We start from the raw sequence: 24494 nt of genomic DNA, 5'->3' as shown, positions 1-24494 counted from the left end.
GCATGGAAATGGAAAAATATACGGTTTTAATCGCAGATGATGAATTCTGGATCCGCGATAACTTAAAAAAAATGCTGGAAGAATGTAAATTTGATTTATATGTGCCTGCCCCTGCCAGGGATGGGCTGGAGGCGGTAAAGAGGACAAAACAGGACAAACCTGATATTGTCCTGACAGATATTGACATGCCGGGGATAAATGGAATCGAACTGATACAGATGCTAAAAGACAGTGCGCCGGAGATTGAGATTATTGTAATAAGCGGATATCAGGATTTTGAGTATGTGAGAGATGCGCTGGTGCTGGGAGCTATAGATTATCTGCTCAAGCCAATCAATCTGTCGGCCCTGGAATCTGTGCTGGAAAAGGCAATCATGAACATTATGCATCGTGATGAAGACAATTTAAAAAAGAGCATAAGACAAAAGGATATGCTGCGCTATTCTTCTTATCTGCAGGATCAGGAATACAGTCTGATGGTTTCCCATTATGACAGCTTTTCACTGGTAGAGAACCAGATAGCGGAACTGGAGCTGGATTATGTGGGGTATTGTCTGGTCCTTGTTAATCTGAACGGTTTTACAAGGATGTGCAGAAAATGTGAAGAAAAGGAGCTGCACGAAGAGATTTATCAGGTAAAAGAGTACATCAGAAAGAAACTTTCAGGCAGAATGGGGATTGTATTTCATAATATTTATGTATCGGATGAGTTTGTTATCATCTGTGATACGCCCCAGGAAGAGATGCACAGGCTGGGAGAAGAACTGGCAAAGGAGCTTCCCGTCCGGGAAAAATGCTGCTGCACAGTGGTGGTCAGCAGATATACGTATTCATGGAGAAAGATCAAGGAGGTTTATCTGTCCACAAAGGTAGCCCTCCTCTCCAAAGAATACAGAAATTACAATTATGTGGGTATCGCTGATGAGGATGGGAAAAACGAGGGCAAAAAAAGAATTTCGTCTGAACAGGAGAGGAATCTGACACAATCGGTCAGAATGAAAAATAAAAAAGAGATTATGTCCGTTTTAGAGGAGATACATTTGGCGGACAGCAGCACAGAGAAATGGAGCTTTCTGGAAGTGAAGCAGACTGTAAATAAAATTGCCTGGATTTTTATGGAAGACCAGGAAGTTGTCAAAAATCAGCAGAAGAAGATCGAGATGGAGTATTTGTTTGAGCATCTGAATATGGTGTTGGAAAGCTACAGTATCCGTGATGTCTGCCAGGTGCTTACGGAGATGGCTGACAAACTGCTGGAACAGAACCAGGAAATCTTGGAGGAGAATGAATCCATACAATCGATAATGCTGCAGTGTCAGAAATATATAAAAGAATATTTTTATGAAGATTTATCCCTGTCCGGACTGGCTGACAGGTATCATGTCAGCGCCTCTTACTTTTCCAAGGCTTTTAAGCAGGTTACAGGAGAGAATCTTATGTCCTGTATTTCAAGGGTGAGAATTGAGAAAGCGGTTCAATATATGGAGCAGGGCCTGACCCTGACAGAAATAGCACAGAGGGTGGGATATGACGACTATTCCTATTTTAACAGAGTGTTCCGAAAAATTATGGGAAAGGGTCCCAGAGAGTACAAGATGACAGGTGATCCTGTTTCCCGTGGGTGAGTTAAATAAAAAAGTACCAGTGATCCGGACAAAATAGTCCTAATAATTAGAATGAAAATCTTGTTAAGATAATCCTATCAAAAAAATTTAAGGAGGATTGTTTTATGAAATGGAGAAAGATGACCAGCTTATTGCTTGTTGGATGTATTGCTGCGGGAATGTTGTCCGGCTGCGGCGGCACTGCGGGAAATGACACAGAGGATACGAAAAAGAAGGGAGCAGATGAAACTGCTGCCAGTGATACACAGGATCCCATAACACTGAGGATTCTGCTGGCACAGGGTTCCGGATATGGAATAGAAGATATTATTGACGAGGGCCTGGCAGAAGATTATCCTGAAGTTCAGTTGGAATGGGAGACTATTAACTGGGCTGATTTGAATACAAAGATGCAGACCTATATCCAGTCCGGCCTTCCGGATATTATTGTGGGAAAAGCGACAGACGCGGTAACCTACGGGAATATGGGCGTCTTAGGTGATCTGGCCGGTAAGCCGTACCTGGACGATGTCAATGAAGTGGGGACAGACACGGTCACGGTAGACGGCAAGGTATACGGACTTACCTTTGATGCCATGTACCAGGGCGTTGCCTATAACCGGAAAATGTTTGAGGACTATCATGTGGAGGTTCCAAAGACTTATGAGGATTTGGAGGCTGCGGTAAAGACCTTTGAGGATGCGGGTATTGTGCCTTTTGCCACACACTTTGTGGATACATCACATATAGGCAATCTGGCTATGCAGTTTGCTATGGGCGAGATATTCTGCAAAGATCCGCTCTGGGGAGACAAGTTCAGAAGCGGTGAGGTTTCCTTTGTGGACTCTCCGGAGTACCGCCGGGCATACGAAAATATTAAATTTATCTTTGACCATACATGGAAAGATGAGACCTTTTCCATGGAGGAGACAATATGCAACACGAAATTTATAGAAGGAGAAGCGGCAATGCTGGCACCATACTTCGCTCCCTCAGAGGCCATCAGCAGTATTGATGAGAATTTTGACTTTGGTTTCTTCCCATATCCCAACTCAACGGGGGATACCAAGCTGCTGTTTCAGGCAAACGTTACATTTATGAAGAATGAAAATGCAGACGAGGCTGTCAATGAGGCTGTGGACAAGGTATTCACACTGCTCACGGAAAATAAAGAGATGGTTGGAGAAATCTGTGATGTCATTATGGAATCCCCCCTGATCAAAGATGTAAAAACTACATTTCCGGATTCTACTAAGAGTGATGTGGAAAAATATGTGAATGCCAATGAGATCATTAATGTGGATATAGGCAATAACCAGCTTCAGTGGGGTGGTTTCCAGGATGAAAATGCTAAGGAAATCGCAGAATGGCTTCAGGGCAATATTTCTTTAGATGATGCGCTCAAGGCGGCGGATGACCGGAAGGAAAACAGTCTTCAATAGGTAAGTGACTTACAGAAAGGGGGCCGCACCATTGAGAAAAAAGACACTGGACCGGCGCATGGCATGGCAGTATGCAATGTTTGTGCTTCCAAGTTTTCTATTATTCACCGTTGGTATGATAATACCTTTATGTATGGCATTTTCTTACTCCTTCACCAGTTGGAACGGACTGTCTGCCACTAAGAAGTGGGTGGGGTTTGACAATTATATCAGGCTGTTCCAGGATAAATATGTGAGAGATGCATGGCTGTTTACCATAAAATTTACGATCATCAACACTGTGCTGCAGAATGTGGGGGCGCTGCTCCTTGCTCTACTTATGGACAGCACTATAAAGGCAAAGTCACTGTTTCGCACCATTATATTTATTCCGTGTCTGATCAGTGCGGTCATAGCAGGTTTCGTATGGCTTCGTATTTATGGGAATTTTCTTCCGGCCCTGAATGGTGTGCTGGGAACAGATATCAATTTTATGCTGTTGGGAAACAAGAAGACCGTGCTCACCGGGCTGGTGATCGCCAATAACTGGCAGTGGCTGGGTTACTGGACACTGATCTATCTGGCAGGGCTGCAGTCTGTGCCCAATGAGCTTTTGGAGGCGGCAAGGGTGGATGGTGCCAACGTCATGCAGAGATTTTTTAAGATCACACTGCCCATGCTGGCGCCTGCCATTACGGTCAGCGTGGTGGGGATCACAACCGGATCGCTGAAGGTGTATGACCTGCTGGTCAGCTCTACCAAGGGCGGCCCGGGTTATGCTTCCACCTCCATCATCATGCAGATTTATAATACTGCCATAGCGGGACGCCAGTATGGATACGGCTCAGCCATGTCCATCACACTGATCGCGGTTCTGCTGCTGATCGCGGTGATTCAGTTAAAATGGCTGAAGAAACGGGAGGTGCAGGTGTAATGAAACGAAAGAGATTGGGAAAAACTATACTGCTGCAATTGCTTGCCATTGTGGTATCGCTTTTCTTCTTGCTTCCGGTTCTTCTGGTGATCAATTACTCTTTTAAGACAAAGAGGGAAATGCTCCTGAGTTCGCCTTTTTCCCTTCCGTCCGCGTTTACTTTGATAAATTACAAAAATGCTGTCCATAAGCTGGATTTGGTATATACATTTGCCAACAGTCTTGTATATACAGTAGCGGCGGTCTGTATCCTGGCCCTGCTGTGCGGCGCCGGCGCCTGGGCGATTGCAAGGCGAAGGGAAAAGTTTTTTAAATTTTCATACATATATTTCATTATAGGGATACTGGTGCCTGCCCAGGCATTGTTTATACAGATTTTTACAGTGGGAAATACCCTGCATTTGATCAACAGCAGGATTGGCGTGGTATGTATGTATATTGTGACAGGGCTTTCTTTTGGAATGTTTATGATGAACAGCTTCATGAATACAGTTCCGGTGGAACTGGAAGAGGCTGCGCGGATTGACGGCTGTTCTGTTTTCCGCACTTTCTTCAGTGTGGTAGCGCCGATGCTGAAGCCGGCATACGTAACGCTGATCATTATGCAGTCTTTTCAGTTTTGGAATGAATATCTGATGACCAGTCTGTTTATCAGCAAAAGAGAGCTGCGCACAGTTGTGCTCAGCACACAGGTATTATTTTCTACCTACAAAAATGACTACAGCACGGCCATGGCAGCGATTGTTATCTCTGCGCTGCCAATTACGGTTTTGTTCGCATGTCTTCAAAAATATTTTATAAAAGGAATGACTATTGGAGCAGTGAAAGGATAGAAAAACATGGAACTTATTACGGCAAAAGAGAGAGAATACTTACGGGAACTGGCAAAAAAACAACAGGAATATGCCGGGGAAGAGAGAAACCTGGAGGCAATAAAATTGTGGAAACAACATAACAGCTTCAGGGGTTCAAAGCCTCCTGTTGTCATTGAGGAAGTTGGGTTTTGGGAACAGATCCGTCCCCGATTTTACTGCAGCAGCCAAATGGGGCGGTTTATAGAAGATAAGCTCCTGCAGGCTACGGTCCCTATTTCATTGATTGGAGATGACAGAATCATCGAGGATTACTTTTCCATCGATGCACCAATCGGGACAGATACATATGGTATAATTATGAAGCGAGATATGGCGGAGGGTGCCGAAAATGTGGGCTATCGGGACGTCTATGCGATTGAGGATCTGGAAGAGGATCTTGAGAAGCTGCGCCCGTCAAAATTTTATTTTGATGAGGAGAAGATGAAAAGAGACGTGGACATATGCAGTGATGTACTGGGTGATATTCTGCCTGTCAGGGCGGAGAACCATACGCTTGACTGGAGTGGTATTGCGGAGCGCATGATACATTTGATGAGTATGGAAAATCTCTGTATTGCCATGTATGACTGTCCGGACAAAGTACACGAGTTTGTAAAATTTATCACAGATGATCTGTTGAGCTTTGCAAAGTGGCAGGAGGAGCAGGGGCTCCTCACCCCAAACTGGAACATGCAGCGTTGCTGCGGCATCAGCTACGCGATCACAGACGAACTTCCAAAAGAAGAAAAGAAAAATACAGAGCTTGCGAAGGGGCGTACAGATATCAAACTGGAGGATCAGTGGGTGAACACGAATGCCCAGGAGACAGTGGTGATATCAAAGGATATGTATAAAGACTTTTTCCTGCCCCATTATAAGAGGCTTGCACAGGAGTTCGGACTGGTATATTATGGGTGCTGTGAACCGGTGCATACGGTGTTTGAAGACGGACTTGATCAGATTGAGAATCTGAGAAAACTCTCTATCTCGCCCTGGTGTGATGAGGAGCTCATAGCAGAGCAGCTGCGCGGCAAAAAAATCATATATTCCAGGAAGATCAGCCCCAATTATATAGGCGTGGGCCGGGACCTGAACGAAGAAGCGTTCCGTGCGCATATCAGAAAAACGCTGGATACGGCAAAGGGACTTGAGGTTGAGATCCTGAGCAGAGATGTGTATATGCTGAATGGAAATGTGGAAAAACTGGCACGATCGGTAAATATTATTCGGGAAGAAATAGAGAGATAATACGGGAAACATTTCTTTGATATGTTTCTTGGTACCGTAAACGTCCGGATGGAAAAGCTTTAAAAAGATAAAGCGCATATCAGGAATGATTTGTAAAAACCTGACATGCGCTTTCATGTGCGTTTTGCTGCGGATATTAAAGCTACAGATTACCAATCAAAACAGTAACGGTAAACCGATCATCCGTATAAGCAATATCCAGATTTCCTGCATATTTATCCACCACATCACGGACATTCTGTACCCCGAATCCATGGGCAGTCTTATCTTTTTTCTCTGTCACAAAGCGGTCCTTTTTTACGGTGACGGGATTCGCCTTGGAATTAGAGATTTCATAGCTGAGGAATCCCTTATCATATCTCGCCTTCAGCGAAATCTGCCGTTTGGAGGTGTCCTGTATTTTTTCACAGGCTTCGATGGCATTGTCCAGCGTATTGGAGAATAGGGAACAGAGGCTTACATCATCGATTCCCAGCAGTCCGTCAATGGAAATATTGAAAAAGCAGTCTATCTTTTTATCCAGTGCGGCACTGTATTTACTGTTCAGCACAGCGTTAACAATACTGTTTTTACAGAAAATACGGTTATTCACTGTCAGCTCCCCTGAAAGCTCCCGAAAATATTTCTCAGCGCCTTCAAAATCACGGTTCTGGATAAAAGAATAGATGACACTCAGATGATTTTTCATGTCATGGCGTATTTTCCTGACGGTTTTCTGGTTTTTCGCCAATTCCTCATAATATGACTGCTGGTATTTCAGGTTCTGCATTTCAAACTCGTTTCGGATGGTCTTTGCCACATAGGAAGTCAGATAGAGACATCCTATGCTGGTCAGGATGCAGGCAATACAGGCAGGGTATGTGATATGAGCTCTGTCCAGAGTAGAGTTATAGATAAAAGTAATAAGGCCGGTTGCCGAAGCGAGACAGATGATATCTATGACCAGCCACATACGTTTTGTCAGCTCCCTGGCCCTGGGGACCCATCTGCGGCAAAGCAGCCAGATCAGAAACCAGGCGGGGATGCGAAGATAGATGGTAAAAGAATGCAGGGCAGTCTGTGCCAATGAGGACATATCCCTATTGGCCTGCCAGATCTGGAAACCTATATCTTCCGTCATAAAATTAAGAGTCACCAGTATTGGATACAGCACTATACAAACAGAAACACGTTCCAGTATTTTTCCTTTAAAGAATATCAGCAGATACAACAGAAAGAGGAAAAGAACCGAAATGGTTCCGGTCAGTTCCTCCGGATATATGATGGGTCCGGATAAGGTGGTCAGCATCAGAAAGGATGCCAGGATAATAAGCTTCCTTTCACTTCGGAGAGTGAGAAAACGGCGAATCAGAAGGAAAAGGAATAATACATAGGCAATGGTACCTGCGAAATTGACGATATATTCCAGCTGATCGATTAGTTGCGTTGTCATTTTATCCTCCTAAGCTTGTATAAAATAATGGCGGCTTTACATGGACAGCCGCGGCAGCTCACAGTTCTGTATACTGCAGCATTAATCCAAGTGCAATTTTCATTCCTGTCGGAAGGGAATCCAGGTCCACCCATTCTTCTCTGGTATGGGCATTTTTTCCGGCAATGGTTCCGATGGTGTTGGCTGAAATACCAAGGGAGAGAGGGATATTGGAGTCCGTGGAAGCAGCATTGTATGCAATCTCTCCGGGACAGAACATTTGGATGATCTCGGCATTTGTTTCTGTGAAGGCTTTTAAAGCCTCTGCGGAAATATCCCCGTTTCCGGGACGGACGCCCAAAAGTTCAGTTTCTATGGTAAATGCACCTTTCATGTTTTCAAGGATATCGTCAAAGTTTTGCTGCATGATCTTCAGGCACTTTTGGCTGGTGGAGCGGAATTCATATAATACGGATGCCTCCTGCGCAATGGAATTGACAGTAGTGCCGCCCTGGATATAGCCCACATTATAGGTGGTCCTGGCTTCTGTGGGAACCTGCACATGATATAATTTTTCAACTAACCTGCACAGGATTTCAATGGCGTTGGGAGTGCCGAAATCTGACCAGGAATGTCCGCCTGCTGTTTTTACGGTGATTTTGTACCGGTAAGAGCCTACCGCTTCACAGGTGCAGTTGGACAGGCTGCCGTCAAAGGAATAAAATGCCCGTATCTGACTGCCATAAGTGCGGAAGATCTCTTTGCATCCGTCCAGATTACCCAGACCTTCTTCGCAGGCGTTGGCGACGATGAGAAATCCGGTATTCATTTTCGGTTTATTCTGCAGAAGGAATTTGGCTGCCATGAGAAGATTGACCAGATTGGCAGTGTCATCCCCGATTCCGGGTGCATACAGTCTTCTGCCTTCCTGTTTCATAGTCAGAGGTTCAAGGTCAGGAAATACGATATCCATATGTGCCATAAATACAATAAGGTCAGTATCTTTTTCGGTACCGATTTTACACACCACATTTTTAGCAGCGTCAATCGAAACATCCTCGGCTCCCTGGGAGAGAAGCCAGTCCCGGCAGAATACGGCACGTTTGTCTTCTTGGTGACTGGGGGCCGGGATTTTTCCAAGCTCCATGAGTAGCGTTTCAGCCGTTCGTGTCTGGGAGACGGCATATTCTTCTATGATCATTTTTGTTTTTTCATTCATTTTACTTGCTCCTTTTCTGCTTAGTTCAGCATATATTTTGCAAAGGCGATTGCCAGATCCTGTTTGCAGGAACGGCTCACCGGAAGTTCTTCCTCAGCCATCTGGACGGAATTTCCCTGTATGGACTGTACATATTTCAGATTTACAAGGTAACGGTTATGGATCCGCACGAAATTTTCAGGCAGTTCCGTTTCCAAATCAGATAGCTTTCCGTAAAAGGTATGGGTCTCCTCTGTTGTGACAGCGTTTACGGACCGCCGGTCACTGAAGAAATATTTCGTCTGGCTTAAGGGGAGGCGCAGGGTCTGTCCCCTGGATTCCACCATATAATATTTTTCAGAATCCCTGCCCAGGCGTTCCAGGGCGGTATGCAGGACAGAGATGATCTTCTCTTTCTGATATGGTTTCAATATGTAATTGAGGGCCTGTACCTCATATCCCTGGAATACAAAGTCAGGATAGGAGGTGACAAAAATAATCTCCGGTGCGGAAGTCCTTTTCCTTATCTCCCTCGCGGTTGCGACGCCGTCCAGATCCTTCATCTCTATATCCAGAAATATAATATCAAACACAGAGTCATTAAGCGCACGGACAAGTGATTCCCCGCAGTCAAATTCTGCGATCTTAAATGTCTGCCCGCACAATTCCAGCTCTGTTTCCAATACTTTTCTCAAATCATTGCGCAGTGTCCGCTCATCATCGCAGATTACCAGATTCAGCATAGGTCAGTGATCCTTTCAGTGTAATGTATATTTAAGAATTATATTATAAGATTATAGCTTATTCGGGGTGAAGGTTACAATAGTATTTTGGCAGATTAAGGGTGAAAGGATAGCAGAAAACGAATTACAAAGTGATAATTTACAGAGTTGGAAGTGTGAACATATTTATTGAGAAGTTATTTTACAAAACAGTAAAAGAAAAGTAATCTGAAAGAAAAACATACCACCCACTTGTTTTTCCTCCAGATTACGACATTTTAACCTTTTATAATTTTTGACTTTTTTTCATCCGGCAGAGAATAATAACAGCAACCAATATCCCCAGAGCAATTTTATGTGAGAACAGAAACCCAATCACCCATATTAAGATGAATAATAAAAATAATAAAAGCACCAGAATCTTCATCTATTTTTTCTCCCCTCTGCGAAACGCAGGAATGTATTTATGATTTCGATAAGAACATCAATTATCACAAAAAGTAAGCAGACAGGCACCAGCAAGAAGCAGGAGAGCGCACAGCCAAGCCATATAATTCCGGATGAAACGGTTTTTCCAAAAGGATTTTTATTCCTCATTCTACTTTTAGTGACAGGCTGCCGGTAAAGTCATTGCCCTCCAAAACAATAAAGTTATCCCCGGCGGTCATTGTAAATTCATAAACATCATCATCAGTTGCTTTTGTAATCATATGAACCTCCTTATCTCCGGAAATGATATGGCTGTCAGGACTTCTCAGCCAATATAAGGCTGCAGTACCGGATTGGATCTTTAGTGAGTAAGCTGCTTTCAGTGCAGTGCCGAACTCACGTTTCAGAAAAGTACCACCGAAGATATACTCCTTTCCATTAAATTGTGTATAGGATGCTTCATAACTTCCGGCATATTCATCAACGCCAAGTTTTCGTTCACCCTTCAAATCTTTGTCTTTCGTTATGGCATATTTGCTGGCAAAGCCCATCCATTCATTGATCTCAGCCTTCAAACCGTCTTTCAGTTCTCCCAGTTCACTTTTTATTCCTTCCTTATTATCTTCTAACTCATTCAGTAAGCCGCGGCCGATATCGGAACATCCGGTGAGACAGAACATAAGCGTCACTACGAGCAGTAATGCAGGAATGAATCTGCGCTTTAACATAATTCCTCCTTACAGTTCATTTATAGTTTCCGTAACAACCATATTCCGCAGTCGTTTGGCGGGAGCATAGACAGCGGCGGCAGCAGAGACCAGAATAAACAAAATGATCACGCCCAGTAAGACTACCGGGAATTCCCATGGAATCCCGAAGAAATGTGTGAGCAGCCTGACATGCAGGAAACCGCTGAGCAAAAGTCCGATCACACAGCCGACGATCAGACCGGAAACCGCATAGGTAAAAGCCTCGGCGGCAATCATTCCGGTGAGCTGGTTTCCGTCCATGCCGACAGCCCGCATGGCGCCATACTGTTTTATCCTGGCAGTCACACTCATGGAAATACTGTTGATAATATTAAACAGCGTAATCATGGCAACCACTGCCAGAAAACCATAACCAATGAGGCGTGTGGCCAGATAGGTTGCCTTGATCTCCTGATTACTTTGCCGGTCGTCTGAAAAAATTACATCGTCTTGTGCAAGAACACTGATCTTCTGCACTGTTTTCTCCGTGGCATCTTTATCGAGCTGTATACCGATCAGATTATAATTTTGTTCCCCCATCAGCCGGTCAAAGGTTTCCTGGGAACATATTACGCCCATTTCGCTTGAATATAATCCGTCTGATACGGCGCAGGTGATCTTCATCTCATTTTCGCCAATCCGGATGGTATCGCCCACTCTCATTGGATTGTCCTTATTGCGGATGATCATGACACAATTGCTGTCACCATAGATTGTGGAAATGTCGCCCTGAACGACTCTGTCTTTTGAGCCATCCAGCAGAAAGTCAGTATAAGAAACCAGATTAATATTTTCAATGCCCTCCCGTGAGGAGGTCACAGGAACATCATTGATGTAGGAACTGCCGAATACATGTGAAACACCAGGTATCTGACTGATTTCATCACTGAGCTGCCGGTCAAGTACCAGAGCATTGGCATAACCGTTCAGACTGAGATCCGGCTGCCAGGAACGAAAAGACGGAAGAAGCTGGCCTGCAAAATCGATTCCTACAAAAAAGCAGAGAAACAGGATGATACTGAGGGAAAAGGATGCTGTCATCATAAGCCAGTTTCTTTTGGAAGATATGGCATGATGAACACCTAATGTCCATTCAATTTTGCCGAATCCTGATTTTACCGCATGTTTTACAGAGGGCTTTGTATCCCCATTGCCTGAGACTGCTGCCATCGGGGAAACCTTGGCAGCGCGTTTTGCCGGGGAACGGGCCGCCAGAAGCACAGTTACCACACCAACGGCCGCACCGCTTATGAGTCCGACAGGACTGAGTGCAAATACCGGCATCACGGAAAATTCACCGCCAATGCCATAGTGCAGTATGGCGCAAAGTACCCAACTGACTGCTGTGCCCAGAATCATGCCTACAGGCACTGCGGTTTTACACCAGCTCAGAGCCTCCAGCCGGACAAAACGAATGATCTGGCTGCGGCTTGCACCGATACAGCGCATCATACCAAAGAATTTTGTCCGCTGGGCCACATTGCTGTTCATACTGCTGGAAATCATCAATACCCCTGCTGACAACACCAGTACGAATAAAACAGCCGCTAACCCGTAGAAACTCATCATGGACGTATTCTTACTTTTTCCTGCAATCCCCATGACCGCTGTATTTTCAGAGATACTATCCTTTGGAAGCTGATATTGTTCCTGCAAATTTGACATGGATTTTTCAGCTTTGGCGGCATTCTGATACTGGATATAACAGAATGGAGTGTTTTTTATGCCATTTTGTTCCATGATTCCGGTAAAAGCATCCCGGGTCATGTATACGGCCACCAGATAGGTCTGTCCCTGATAATACTTTTTATCATCAGAGCCAAAACCGGACACAATAAAGTCTGTATCACCGGCAGGGGTGCGTAAGATTATGCTTTCACCAATCTGTGTATGGAGAGCAATCTTTGCATTGCTGCTGAGAAGAATCTCGTTATCCTTCTGCGGAAAACTGCCTTCCTCAAGTCCATCTGTAAGCCGGGTCATATAGGATTCATCGGTGCCGCACAGGACTGCTTTTTTTTCACCGATATAATAAAGCAGTTCCCCGTCATCATTAAATTTCTCTGACCAGCCCACGGCGGTAACATCAGGACGCCGGATGATCTTGTCGACAGCTTCCTTTGGCGGATTTTCTAATTGAATATGCCAGCTCCCATGCTTTTTCTGCAGAAAGATACTTTCTGTCCGGATCATCATATCCGCTCCGCTGAAAATAGTTGTCACCAGCAGTACGGATATGATGATGCATAATATTGTCATCCGATTCTGCCGTTTATGCACTTTCGCTGAAATGGGAACAAGGTTCAGATAGCTTTTCATTCATGGCACCTCCCCAGATCAGTCAGTACACCATCCGTTACCTGCAATACACGGTCAGCCGTCTGTGCGATACTCCGATTGTGTGTGATCATGATAATGGTCTGCTCATATTTTTTCGATGCTTCTTTCAGGAGCGCGATTACTTCACTGCTGTTTTGAGAGTCCAGGTTTCCGGTAGGCTCATCCGCCAGGATGAGGGAGGGCCGGGTGATCAATGCACGCCCTATGGCCACTCGCTGCTGCTGGCCGCCGGATAGCTGACTGGGAAGGTGATGGCGGCGTTTTTCCAGATTGAGCACATGAAGAAGCTCCTCCAGATATTTTTTGTTGGGCTTCTGATAGTCAAGAAGCACAGGGAAAATGATATTTTGCTCCACTGTCAGTTCCGGAATCAGGTTAAACGCCTGGAAGATAAAGCCGATATTCCGGCGCCGGAAAACCGTAAGGTTATGCTCTTTCATGGAAAAAGTATCCTTACCGTCGATAATGACCTTGCCGGAGGTTGGGGTGTCCAGGGCGCCCAGCATGTTGAGAAGTGTACTTTTGCCGGAACCTGACTCACCGACCACTGCCACAAATTCGCCTTTTGGTATGGAAAAGCTGACTTTTTTTAAAGCGTGTACGGCTGTTTCGCCGCTGCCATAAGTTTTTGAAATGGATTTGACTTCCAATAAGTCCATAATGAAACACCTCTTTCTTTCTTGATAAGGAAAGTCTACCATGTGAACCTTACTGGCAGATGACAATAAGCCTACAATTTTGTAGGAATTAAGAAACTGAGTGTAAATGTGGTACCTGCCCCCAGTTCACTGTCAACCTCAATGGTTCCGCTGTGAGCTTCCACAATAGCCTTTGCAAGAGACAGCCCAAGTCCGATACCCTGGGTATTTTTGGAGAAGCGGCTTCGGTAAAATCTTTTAAATATATAATGTAAATCCTCCGGGTGAATGCCGCTTCCGTTATCCTTCACTATGATCTGAACGACCGATGCGGACTGTTTCCATTCAACCGATATGGTATTTCCCTTTTCTGTATGGTCAAATGCATTTTTTACTATATTACTGACTGCTTCCATCATCCAGGTATGGTCGCACAATAATGTGACCGTGTCATCACCGAAAAGAGAGAAGTTCTTTTCTTCCTGTTCCGCACGGTAGGAAAAGTGGCTTTCGATTCTGCTCATCATCTCAGATACATTTTCCACCTTTTTTTCCAGCATGATAGTACCGGAATCCAGCTTTGTGATCTTCAACAGGTTCTGCACAAGGGTTTCTATTCTGTCCAGCTCCTGTTCCGAAAAATCCACAAATTCTTTGATCGTGGGGTATTCCACTGCTTCTTCCTGTAATATCCCATTGTAGATATTAAGGGCAGCGAGCGGGGTTTTTAGCTGATGGGAAATATCGGATATTATGTTTTTTAAAAATTTCTTTGTTGCCTTCTCGTTGTCAACATGAGCATTCAGGATGGCTGCCAGCGCATTGACCTCGTGGAATAAACGGTATAATTCGCCTTCGTCGTTACATTCAATACGCGCGTTTTCATTTCCGGACACATATTCTTTCATCTGTGTGACTGCATCTTCCATGATCTTATTCTGGTCATTGAAATACCAATACCCCACTGCCAGTATAGAAAGCCCCATGCACAGAGATAAGACCAGCACATATATGGCGGCATGTTTCACATTCAGGCAGATCAAAAGAACAGAAAGCAGGGAAAAGATCATGACAGACAGAACGGACAGGGAAAAAAATAATTTGATTTTTCTATTCACCAGTATTTTCACTTTGCACCTCCATGATTTAATCCACAGTATTCCATTTGTATCCCATACGCCGGACGGTCACGATCTTCTTCGGCTGGCTGGGGTTATCTTCAATCTTTGTGCGGAGCCTGCGGATATAAACGGTAAGCGTGTTGCTGTCAATATACTTTTCGTCGCAATCCCAGAGTTTATTCAGAATCTGTTCAGGCGAAAGGACAATGTCCGGATTTTGCATAAACAAACACAAGAGTTTATATTCACTTGCCGTTACGTCAAGCAGTTCATTATCTTTATAGACTTCGCCTTTTAAGAGCTGAACTTTTATCCCGTTGGAATCAAGCTCTGCATCGGCCTGGTTAAAATTGTCACTCCTGCGGAGCAGGGCATTGATCCGGGACAGGAATACAGCTAGCTTGAAGGGCTTTGTGATATAATCATCACCGCCGATATCAAGTCCCATGATGATATCCGTCTCCTCGTCAGCCGCGGTGAGAAAGATGATCGGCACCTTTGATGTTTTGCGGATATTTTTACATAAATCATAGCCGGAACCATCGGGGAGAGAGACATCTAAAATGATTAAGTCATATTTACCGTTTATCCACATTTTCTCCGCTTCAAGATATGTGCGGGCTATGTCTGTTTCGTATCCCTGTTTTTTGATGGCAAAAGACAGACCATTGATCAAACTCAAATCATCTTCTACAAAAAATATACGTTTCATTTATTTACACCGTCCTTTTTCGCTTTTCCTGTATTGTTTGGTACTGTCTTAATCTTCTCACATATATGGGGAATCTGCAACTGTAGGTAAAAAACTGACAGTTTTTAAATTATCTATTGTTCCGGGAACTATGAGTAAAATGTTGGTTGACCGGGAACTGGAAACAGATATGTGGTATTAGGTGTCAGCGTTGATAAAGTAGGTAGAAAGGGTTATTATTGATATACAGAAAGAAGTGTTAATAGTTAATTTAAAATCTAATAGATTAAAAGATTTAGAGATTGGTGACTTCGTGTTTGTACCTGTTGGATAAGATTGTCACGAGGCAGGTGTTGAGGTGGTAAATATCGAATACTTTCTTGAAGACAATGTTATGTTTCTATTGAAAAGACGAAGCAAATTATTCGCAGAAGTGTTTCGGAGCAGAGAACAAAAAATGATATTCTTTGTTCCCCGCTTTCTTAATGAGAAAAATTACATATATTTCATTACAGGCAATGCAGCCGCCTCTGTACATCAGTATATCTGATAAGCCATCACTTTAACTTTCAGATTTTAAATTTTCTGACACACAATAAACCTTCCGAAACTGCGAGGGAGACATATAACAGAATCTTTTAAATACCGTAGCAAAATACTGGCTTGAGGAAAATCCATATTCAAATGCTATTTCTGTAATGGAAAGTCTGGTTGAAAGCAGTAGTTCTTTTGATTTCTTGATTTTCTCCTGCAATATATATTCTCCTGGCGGAATACCAGCTATTCGGACAAAATTTTTCTTAAATGCAGATAGGGACATATTTTCCATCTGTGCAAGTTCTGAAACATAAATCACCTCTTTTAAATGATTTTGTATGTAGGACATACTGTTCTCAATCTCCCCGTTATGTGAATCCTTGCCGGGGATAAATGGGGTCGAAAGGGAAATCAATACTTCGGATAATGCATTTCGTATATGTGTATCAAAATGCATATCCGGTATTATAAAAATTTCCAGCAATCGTCTCAAGGCTGTGGTAAGATGTGGCGACGGTTTGAAAATACGTGTTCCAATATTTCTGAAATAATTGTCCATCTTTGTGTATTCATTTTCGGATATAAAAATATCTAATTCAGAGATTAAACACAGGTCTACGATAAGATAATACAGGACAGATATCTCTTCCGGCAGGATTCCCGTGCTGTGAGGCTCATTAGGCTGTGTAAAAAATACCTCCCCCTGATGGACAGTGTATATCTCATCTATGGTCTGATAGCTCTGCGTTCCTTTTTCAAGAAAAACAAATTCCGTCATATTGCCATGTTCATGAAGCGGTATCGGAGGCTGGGCTTTCTGATAGCGTTTATGACCAAGACGGAAAAGAAAATGATTATGGTAATAATAATCATATATTTGTGCGTATTCTCTTCCCATTGAACTCTCCTTTCTGCTGCAAAATCCGGGGGAATGGAAATGTTTGAAAATGTATTTTAGCTAATGTTATAAGACAAAATTATACAGATTTATTATACTTAATATATCATTTATTTATTAAGAAAGGAAGAGAAATACTATGTATGACAGAGATAATGTTCTAAAAGCCATACGCTTTGAAACTCCAAAATACATACCCATGAAATTTGTTATAAACGATTCCTGCTGGAATGCATATCCACAGAAAGAACTGTTTGACCTGATGGAAGAGCATCCATTCTTGTTTCCGGATTTTGAGAGAAAAGAGATTCCCTACGTGCCTGATTATTCCAATGTAGCACAAAAAAATCACCCCTATATGGATGATTGGGGATGTCTATGGGAGACAACAGACGATGGTATTACTGGTTCCGTAAAGCAGCACCCACTGGCTGATTGGGAAAATTATGATTCGTATCAGTTTCCTGACCCTGAAAAATGTATGGGGATTGGAAAAATAAATTGGCAGTCAGAACAGAAAAGGATACAGGAACGGCAAAAAAAAGGACTTTTGACCATGGAAGGACTGCGGCATGGACATACTTTTTTACAGCTTTGTGATATCAGAGGGTATCAGGAGACGATTTTTGACATGGAGGATGAAGAGCAGAAATTCAGCGATCTGCTGGATAAAATTGTAGCGTTTAATACTTATATTATTGAGCGCTATGCAGGAATGAATGTGGATATTATGACTTATGCGGAGGACTTGGGTATGCAGGTGGGACCTATGCTGTCTCCGGAAAATTTTGAACGTTATATACTGCCATGTTATGAAAAGATGATGAAACCGGCAAAGGAAAAAGATATTTTAATCCATATGCATTCAGATGGTGATATACGTACTCTGATTCCATTTCTCCTTAAAAGTGGAATACACGTTATAAATTTACAGGATTTGGTAAATGGTATTGACTGGATCAAGGAAAATTTAAAAGGAAAAGTTTGTATTGACCTTGATATTGACAGGCAGAGGATAACACCATACGGAACGGAGCAGGATATTGATGATCTGATATTGAAGGAGGTGAAAGAACTGGGTTCGGCAAAGGGAGGGCTTATGATGATTTATGGGCTTTATCCGGGAGTACCGCTGAAAAATATCAAAGCTTTGATGGATGCAATGGAAAAATATGCGTTTTACTACAATTAAACAGTTATCATATGGATACCAGGTGGGGTTGTTTCAAAATGGAGGATTAAACTATGGCAAGGAAAAAAGTTATAGCAGTTATAATATCATCGGTATTGATGGCAGCTATATTCTCAGGATGTGGAAGTGCAGAGGGGGATAACGCAGGGAATAAGAGTAATTCTGAAACAAAAAAAGAGGACGAAGGTATAGTGCTAAGTGTATTTGACGCACAGGCATACGGACTGGAAGAGTATGCGAAGGTAGTGGAAGCTTTTGAAAAAGAGCATCCGGGAGTTACTGTAGAAGTACAGCATGCTGCAAATGACAGCACCACTATATTACAGTCACGCATCAATTCCAATAATATTCCAGATGTATTTGCAGTAGAAACGGGAACATCCGCAAAGCTTTATTATGAGTATGCATATGATTGGAGTGAAGATAATGATGTGACTGGTCTGTTCCTGGAAGATGCGTTAAAAACAGGGATGGATCAAGAAGGGAATATTAAATCGCTGCCATGGTCCTATGCTAATATGGGTTTACTATATAACAAAGAATGTTTTGAGAAAGCGGGAATTACGGAACTACCTGTTAATATGGATGAGCTGGAAGCGGCATGTGAGAAATTAAAGGCCTCCGGAATAACTCCTATTTCTCTGGCTGCGAAGGAAAGTTGGGTTCTCGGGCAATTGGCAACACATTTTATGATAGACAAGGATCTGGATGCAGAGGGAACAAATGATGCTTTAATGTCAGGTAAATTAACATTTGCAGACCTGCCAAATTGGGATAATCTTTTTCGCTTTTTGGATTTGGCTGTGAAATACGGAACGAATAAACCGCTGGAAATAGACTGGGAGCAATCGGAAAATATGCTGGCAAACGGGGATGCTGCTATCATTCATATGGGAGACTGGTGTCAGTCCACATTAGATTCCTTTAATCCTGATGCAGACCTTGCGTTTCTTCCTGTTCCGGTGGGAGAAACAGAGGAGGATGCAACGGTTCTCTCCTGCTGTAACTGGACATATATAGTAAATAAAAATTCCGAGAATCTTGAGCTGGCAAAAGAATACACAGAATATATATTAACCTCTGAAATGGGACAAGAATGGACATGTGACGGAGTCGGTGCAGCACCAGCGGTGAAGACTGACAGAGAGGTAAAAGGGTTGCTGGCAAATGATGCAAATAAATATATTACTGCAGGCAAGACAAATGGCTGGATTCACCCAATTGCTCCCAAGAGTTATTCAGAGACTTGCGGACCGTATTTACAGGCTTATATGACAGGCGAAATGAGTCAGGACGAAGTAACAGAACTTTTTCAGGAATTTTTCACAAACTAATATATAAAACCATAATATTGAAAGGATGCTAGAAAAACATCCTGATTAAAAGAGGAAATCCAACTTGATTTAATGAGCTGAATTTCCTCTTTTTATGATGTAATGGAAGTCCGTTATCTGTGCGTATCCTGTTCTAAAGCCTAATCATGAAGGAAAATCTCCGAGATTTGCAGTTTGGAGGTATGCTGATATTAAAAGAATAGCATATAGTTAAAATACACTAAACCTAACCTTAAAAATTTTAATGTTCATAGAAAAATATTCTATGTTTTCTTTTTCTTACATCAGATATACTGTCAATATCAACAAAAACAAAGAACACGGAAAAAAGTGTCAAAGGAAAGGGAGAGAATAAGTATATGAAGAAAAAAATTGTTTTGATCACAATGGCGGTACTTTTTGGACTTTCAGCTACAGCATGCGGCTCTGGCGGTTCTTCGTCAGAAAAGACAGACACAACAAAAAAGACAGAAACAGAGGAACCGGCAGCCGAGACATCAGACGTGGCAAACAAAGACAAACCTTTAGTATGGTTTAACCGCCAGCCGTCCAACAGTTCTACCGGGGCACTTGATATGACAGCACTTTCATATAATGATAATACATATTATGTCGGATTCGATGCAAACCAGGGCGCTGAGCTTCAGGGCCAAATGGTAAAAGATTACATCGAGAAAAATATTGATAAAATGGATCGCAACGGTGACGGCGTGATCGGATACGTTCTGGCGATCGGTGATATCGGACATAATGATTCCATTGCTCGTACAAGAGGTGTTCGGAAAGCCCTTGGCACAGGAATCGACAAAGACGGCGATATCAACAGTGAACCGGTCGGAACAAATTCAGACGGATCAGCAGCAGCCGTACAGGATGGTTCTATAGAAGCAGGCGGCAAGACCTATACAATCCGTGAGCTGGCTTCCCAGGAGATGAAGAACTCCGCAGGTGCTACATGGGATGCGGCTACAGCAGGCAATGCAATCGGAACATGGGCATCCTCCTTTGGTGAGGAGATTGATGTTGTTGTTTCCAATAATGATGGTATGGGCATGTCCATGTTCAATGCATGGTCAAAGGACAACAAGGTTCCGACCTTCGGATACGATGCAAACAACGACGCGGTAGCAGCTATCGCGGAAGGATACGGCGGAACGATCAGCCAGCATGCAGATGTTCAGGCATACCTGACCCTTCGTGTTCTGCGCAACGCCCTTGACGGAGCAGACATTGACACCGGTATCGGCACAGCGGATGAAGCAGGCAATGTTCTGGGCGATGACGTATATGTATACAAAGAGGACGAACGTTCCTACTACGCACTGAATGTAGCAGTTACTGCTGACAACTACCAGGACTTCACAGATTCCACAAAGGTTTATGAGCCGGTTTCCACTCAGCTTGAGGAAAGTTCACATCCTACAAAGAAGGTATGGCTTGACATCTACAATGCATCCGATAACTTCTTAAGCTCAACATACCAGCCGCTTCTTCAGAACTATGATGGTCTTCTTAACCTGGATGTGGATTACATCGGCGGTGACGGACAGACAGAGTCCAATATCACAAACCGTCTCGGAAATCCAAGCCAGTACGATGCATTTGCCATCAACATGGTGAAGACAGACAATGCAGCTTCTTATACATCCTTGCTTAATCAGTAATATCCAATAACTGTTCAGTCAGGTCTGCGCATTTACTGCGCTGACCGTGCAAAAGAGTAGTTACAATATCCATTGAAATGCAGACTATTAGGGAGAAGAAATTCTCCCTAATAATTTACGAAAATAGAAAGCCTGCGAAGCATGTTTTCTATTGTTTATGACTATAAAAATCATACAGGAGTAAAAATATATGGAAGATAAGAAAGATGATATCGTCTTATCCATACGCGGTATGAGCAAGTCCTTTGGCCGAAACAGAGTGCTGGACCATATCAACCTGGATGTGAAGCGCGGAACGGTCATGGGGCTTATGGGTGAGAACGGTGCCGGTAAGTCCACAATGATGAAGTGTCTTTTCGGTACCTATCAGAAGGATGAGGGCAATATCTTCCTTGAAGGCAGGGAAGTGAGCTTTTCCGGACCGAAAGATGCTCTTGAGAACGGTATCGCAATGGTTCATCAGGAATTGAACCAGTGTCTGGAACGAAATGTGATCGATAACCTGTTCCTCGGACGTTATCCTACCAATTCCATGGGAGTGATCGACGAGGGCAGAATGAAAAAAGAAGCCTCAGAGCTTTTCAGAAAACTGGGCATGACCGTAAACCTCACACAGTCCATGCGTCATATGTCTGTATCACAGAGACAGATGTGTGAGATCGCAAAAGCAATTTCCTATAACTCAAAAGTGATCGTTCTCGATGAGCCCACATCCTCACTGACAGTACAGGAGGTGGATAAGCTCTTTGAGATGATGAGAATGTTAAAAGAGCAGGGAATCTCCCTGATCTATATCTCTCATAAAATGGATGAGATCTTTGAGATCTGTGATGAGATATCCGTACTCCGTGACGGTAATCTGGTCATGACAAAGAGTTCCAAAGACACAGATATGAATGAACTTATTGCAGCTATGGTTGGACGTTCTCTTGAAAACAGATTCCCGCCGGTTGACAATACGCCAAAGGATGTGATTCTGTCCATTCAGCATTTGTCCACAAAGTTTGAACCTCATTTACAGGATATTTCATTTGACGTAAGAGAAGGCGAGATTTTCGGGTTGTACGGCCTGGTTGGGGCAGGCAGGACAGAGCTTCTGGAAACCATCTTCGGTGTGCGCACCAGGGCGGCCGGGCGTGTTTATTTTAATAACCGTCTGATGAATTTCAGCAGCGCCAAGGAAGCCATGGAACATGGATTTGCCATGATAACAGAGGAGCGGAAAGCAAACGGCCTTTTTTTGAAAGGAGACCTTACGTTTAACACTACGATCGCCAACCTGGAACAGTATAAGTCGGGGGTGGCACTCTCCGATTCAAAAATGATCAAGGCAACGGCAAACGAGATCAAAATCATGCATACCAAGTGCATGGGCCCGGATGATATGATCTCAAGCCTCTCCGGCGGCAATCAGCAGAAGGTCATTTTCGGAAAATGGCTGGAGCGCGGTCCCCAGATCTTCATGATGGACGAGCCGACGAGAGGAATTGACGTGGGTGCAAAATACGAAATTTACGAGCTGATCATCAATATGGCAAAACAGGGAAAGACCGTCATTGTTGTCTCTTCTGAAATGCCCGAGATTCTGGGAATCACGAACCGCATTGGAATCATGTCAAACGGACACCTTTCCGGAATCGTGAACACAAAAGAGACAGATCAGGAAGAACTTTTAAGACTCAGCGCAAAATACCTATAATGAGGGAGATGGAAGGATATGGCGAAAGGAAACAGTAAGATTCTTACGGCTGAACAGGAAATACAGCTGCGTCAGCCAATCGAGGATTATGTCGGCAAGATTCAGGCAAAGATCGACAGCTTCAGAGTGGATGGAATAGACAAAGTGATCTCTCTTCAGAATAAAATCGACAGTATAAAGAGAGACCGTAATTTTACAAAAGAAGAGAAAGATGCCGAGATTGCCAAAATCCGGACAGAGATGGAGAAGGCAAAGGCGGTCGAGGCAAAAAATAAAGATGAGGTTTCAAAACTGATCTCCGATGCGGAGGCATATCTCAAAACGCATTTTGACAGGGATTATTATCAGCCGGTCAAAGAAAGCTGTGAGCAGGAAAAAGTAGCCGTCCAGGAAAAACACCGCAGAAGGATTGCGGAACTGGAAAAAGAGCATCAGCAGATCATGTCAAAACTTACGGATCATCAGGAGATAAAAGATGAAAAGTATGTTTATAAGAACCGGCTGTTTGACGCCAAAATGCAGTTGGAAAAGGACCTTCAGCAGGTAAAAGACAGAAGACATATGGCATATAACTACAAATATCATCTGATTGATATGCTTCGTATGTCAAAATTCACCTTTGTGGAGTCAAGAGCGCAGAAATGGGAAAATTATAAATATACATTCAACCGCAGAGCCTTTCTTCTGCAGAACGGATTGTATATTGCCATCATTCTGATCTTTATCATGCTGTGTGCGATCACACCTATGGTAAAAAATGTACCTCTGCTTACCTATAACAATGTATTGAACATTCTTCAGCAGGCTTCCCCCAGGATGTTCCTGGCGCTGGGTGTTGCCGGACTGATCCTCCTTACCGGTACGGACCTGTCCATTGGCCGTATGGTTGGTATGGGTATGACAACCGCAACGATCATCATGCATCAGGGCATTAATACAGGCGCGGTTTTCGGACATGTGTTTGACTTTACAGGTATGCCTATTGGTGTGAGAGTGATTCTGGCTCTGGTGGTTTGTATTGTTTTGTGTACCTTCTTCACAGCAATCGCAGGCTTTTTTACAGCCAGATTTAAAATGCATCCGTTTATATCGACCATGGCGAACATGCTGGTCATCTTCGGACTTGTTACATACGCGACTAAAGGTGTATCCTTCGGTGCCATTGAGCCCACGATACCCAATATGATCATTCCTAAATTAAACGGTTTCCCCACCATCATTATCTGGGCAGTTGCAGCAATCGCAATTGTGTGGTTCATCTGGAACAAGACAACCTTCGGCAAAAACCTGTACGCAGTGGGCGGCAACCCGGAGGCAGCGGCAGTTTCGGGTATTTCTGTATTCGGTGTAACGGTCGGGGCTTTCATTCTGGCAGGTATTCTTTACGGATTCGGTTCCTGGCTTGAATGCGCACGAATGGTTGGATCCGGTTCCGCAGCCTATGGTCAGGGCTGGGAGATGGATGCGATCGCAGCCTGTGTTGTGGGCGGTGTATCCTTTACCGGTGGTATCGGTAAGATCTCAGGCGTGGTAGTTGGTGTTATGATCTTCACAGCGCTTACCTATTCCCTTACCATTCTCGGTATTGATACGAACCTTCAGTTTGTATTTGAAGGTATCATCATCATTGCGGCTGTAACACTTGACTGTCTGAAATATGTGCAGAAGAAATAAATAGATATACTTGCCAAAAGGGTCAGAGATTGTTCTGACCCTTTTGGTCGATTTTGGAAAGGCTGACGTTTACATTTATTTTTGGATTTGCTATACTATTACAATACAAGGCGGATATACACGCACATGGAGACAA

The 24494-nt window shown here is 43.5% G+C and carries 19 protein-coding genes and 1 pseudogene; 10 read left to right on the top strand and 10 right to left on the bottom strand.

All coding sequences use genetic code 11. The features are described from left to right. Window positions 1–8: 8 nt before the first annotated feature. The 5 genes from V8Q34_RS20330 to V8Q34_RS20310 all read left to right on the top strand — a co-directional run bounded on the left by V8Q34_RS20330 (window position 9) and on the right by V8Q34_RS20310 (window position 6061). A complete protein-coding gene (locus V8Q34_RS20330) occupies window positions 9–1625 on the top strand; it encodes a response regulator transcription factor (RefSeq protein WP_335836204.1) in 1617 nt (538 codons plus the stop codon). A gap of 104 nt (window positions 1626–1729) precedes the next feature. After that, window positions 1730–3046, top strand: a complete 1317-nt coding sequence (locus tag V8Q34_RS20325; RefSeq protein WP_335836203.1) for an ABC transporter substrate-binding protein — start codon at window positions 1730–1732, stop codon at window positions 3044–3046. A 31-nt stretch (window positions 3047–3077) separates the two neighbouring features. Then, window positions 3078–3959 (top strand): carbohydrate ABC transporter permease, encoded by an 882-nt coding sequence (locus V8Q34_RS20320; protein ID WP_335836202.1) that lies wholly within the window; start codon window positions 3078–3080, stop codon window positions 3957–3959. Next, window positions 3959–4792 carry a carbohydrate ABC transporter permease gene (locus V8Q34_RS20315; RefSeq protein ID WP_335836201.1) on the top strand — a complete coding sequence of 278 codons (834 nt, stop codon included), beginning with the start codon at window positions 3959–3961 and terminating at the stop codon, window positions 4790–4792. Before V8Q34_RS20320 ends, V8Q34_RS20315 begins: the two co-directional genes overlap by 1 nt. A 6-nt stretch (window positions 4793–4798) precedes the next feature. Further along, entirely contained in the window at window positions 4799–6061 is a 1263-nt protein-coding gene (locus V8Q34_RS20310) for a hypothetical protein (RefSeq protein WP_335836200.1), read from the top strand. A 142-nt stretch (window positions 6062–6203) separates the two neighbouring features. Here V8Q34_RS20310 and V8Q34_RS20305 read toward each other — a convergent pair whose 3' ends face one another. The 10 genes and pseudogenes from V8Q34_RS20305 to V8Q34_RS27575 form a co-directional block, all read right to left on the bottom strand. Beyond that, entirely contained in the window at window positions 6204–7493 is a 1290-nt protein-coding gene (locus V8Q34_RS20305) for a GHKL domain-containing protein (RefSeq protein ID WP_335836199.1), read from the bottom strand. Window positions 7494–7551: 58 nt separating this feature from the next. Continuing rightward, complete coding sequence (locus tag V8Q34_RS20300; protein WP_335836198.1) at window positions 7552–8691, bottom strand: M20/M25/M40 family metallo-hydrolase; 1140 nt, start codon at window positions 8689–8691, stop codon at window positions 7552–7554. Between the two features lie 20 nt (window positions 8692–8711). Then, a complete protein-coding gene (locus tag V8Q34_RS20295; protein WP_335836197.1) occupies window positions 8712–9413 on the bottom strand; it encodes a LytR/AlgR family response regulator transcription factor in 702 nt (233 codons plus the stop codon). Between the two features lie 572 nt (window positions 9414–9985). Beyond that, entirely contained in the window at window positions 9986–10549 is a 564-nt protein-coding gene (locus tag V8Q34_RS20290) for a hypothetical protein (protein WP_335836196.1), read from the bottom strand. Between the two features lie 9 nt (window positions 10550–10558). Beyond that, window positions 10559–12889, bottom strand: a complete 2331-nt coding sequence (locus V8Q34_RS20285) for an FtsX-like permease family protein (protein WP_335836195.1) — start codon at window positions 12887–12889, stop codon at window positions 10559–10561. Further along, window positions 12886–13569 carry an ABC transporter ATP-binding protein gene (locus tag V8Q34_RS20280; protein WP_033143818.1) on the bottom strand — a complete coding sequence of 228 codons (684 nt, stop codon included), beginning with the start codon at window positions 13567–13569 and terminating at the stop codon, window positions 12886–12888. The genes V8Q34_RS20285 and V8Q34_RS20280 overlap by 4 nt, the downstream gene beginning before the upstream one ends. Before the next feature lie 71 nt (window positions 13570–13640). Next, window positions 13641–14678, bottom strand: a complete 1038-nt coding sequence (locus V8Q34_RS20275; RefSeq protein ID WP_335836194.1) for a sensor histidine kinase — start codon at window positions 14676–14678, stop codon at window positions 13641–13643. Window positions 14679–14694: 16 nt separating this feature from the next. Further along, the gene (locus V8Q34_RS20270; protein ID WP_335836193.1) at window positions 14695–15381 is read right to left on the bottom strand and encodes a response regulator transcription factor; all 687 of its coding nucleotides are present in this window, start codon (window positions 15379–15381) and stop codon (window positions 14695–14697) included. A 541-nt stretch (window positions 15382–15922) separates the two neighbouring features. Further along, window positions 15923–16246 carry a helix-turn-helix domain-containing protein gene (locus V8Q34_RS20265; protein ID WP_225305409.1) on the bottom strand — a complete coding sequence of 108 codons (324 nt, stop codon included), beginning with the start codon at window positions 16244–16246 and terminating at the stop codon, window positions 15923–15925. A gap of 135 nt (window positions 16247–16381) precedes the next feature. After that, window positions 16382–16795, bottom strand: a pseudogene (locus tag V8Q34_RS27575) (cupin domain-containing protein); the annotation flags it as partial. A 139-nt stretch (window positions 16796–16934) separates the two neighbouring features. Between V8Q34_RS27575 and V8Q34_RS20260 the strand changes: the two are divergent. From V8Q34_RS20260 to V8Q34_RS20240, 5 genes are all read left to right on the top strand, one after another. Then, window positions 16935–17987, top strand: coding sequence for a uroporphyrinogen decarboxylase family protein (locus V8Q34_RS20260; protein ID WP_103733010.1), 1053 nt, complete (start codon window positions 16935–16937; stop codon window positions 17985–17987). A 245-nt stretch (window positions 17988–18232) separates the two neighbouring features. Further along, window positions 18233–19321 (top strand): ABC transporter substrate-binding protein, encoded by a 1089-nt coding sequence (locus V8Q34_RS20255; RefSeq protein WP_335836192.1) that lies wholly within the window; start codon window positions 18233–18235, stop codon window positions 19319–19321. A 359-nt stretch (window positions 19322–19680) separates the two neighbouring features. Then, a complete protein-coding gene (locus V8Q34_RS20250; RefSeq protein WP_335836191.1) occupies window positions 19681–20985 on the top strand; it encodes a substrate-binding domain-containing protein in 1305 nt (434 codons plus the stop codon). A gap of 190 nt (window positions 20986–21175) precedes the next feature. Continuing rightward, window positions 21176–22684, top strand: a complete 1509-nt coding sequence (locus V8Q34_RS20245) for a sugar ABC transporter ATP-binding protein (protein WP_335836190.1) — start codon at window positions 21176–21178, stop codon at window positions 22682–22684. A gap of 18 nt (window positions 22685–22702) precedes the next feature. Next, a complete protein-coding gene (locus tag V8Q34_RS20240; protein ID WP_227245309.1) occupies window positions 22703–24358 on the top strand; it encodes an ABC transporter permease subunit in 1656 nt (551 codons plus the stop codon). The last annotated feature ends 136 nt before the right edge of the window (window positions 24359–24494 follow it).

Origin of the sequence: Blautia sp. JLR.GB0024, from assembly GCF_037000545.1 — a bacterium.
GTDB lineage: Bacteria > Bacillota > Clostridia > Lachnospirales > Lachnospiraceae > Blautia > Blautia celeris.
The sequence above is the reverse complement of the archived record's forward strand: the minus strand, read 5'-3'. Positions and strand labels throughout refer to the sequence as shown.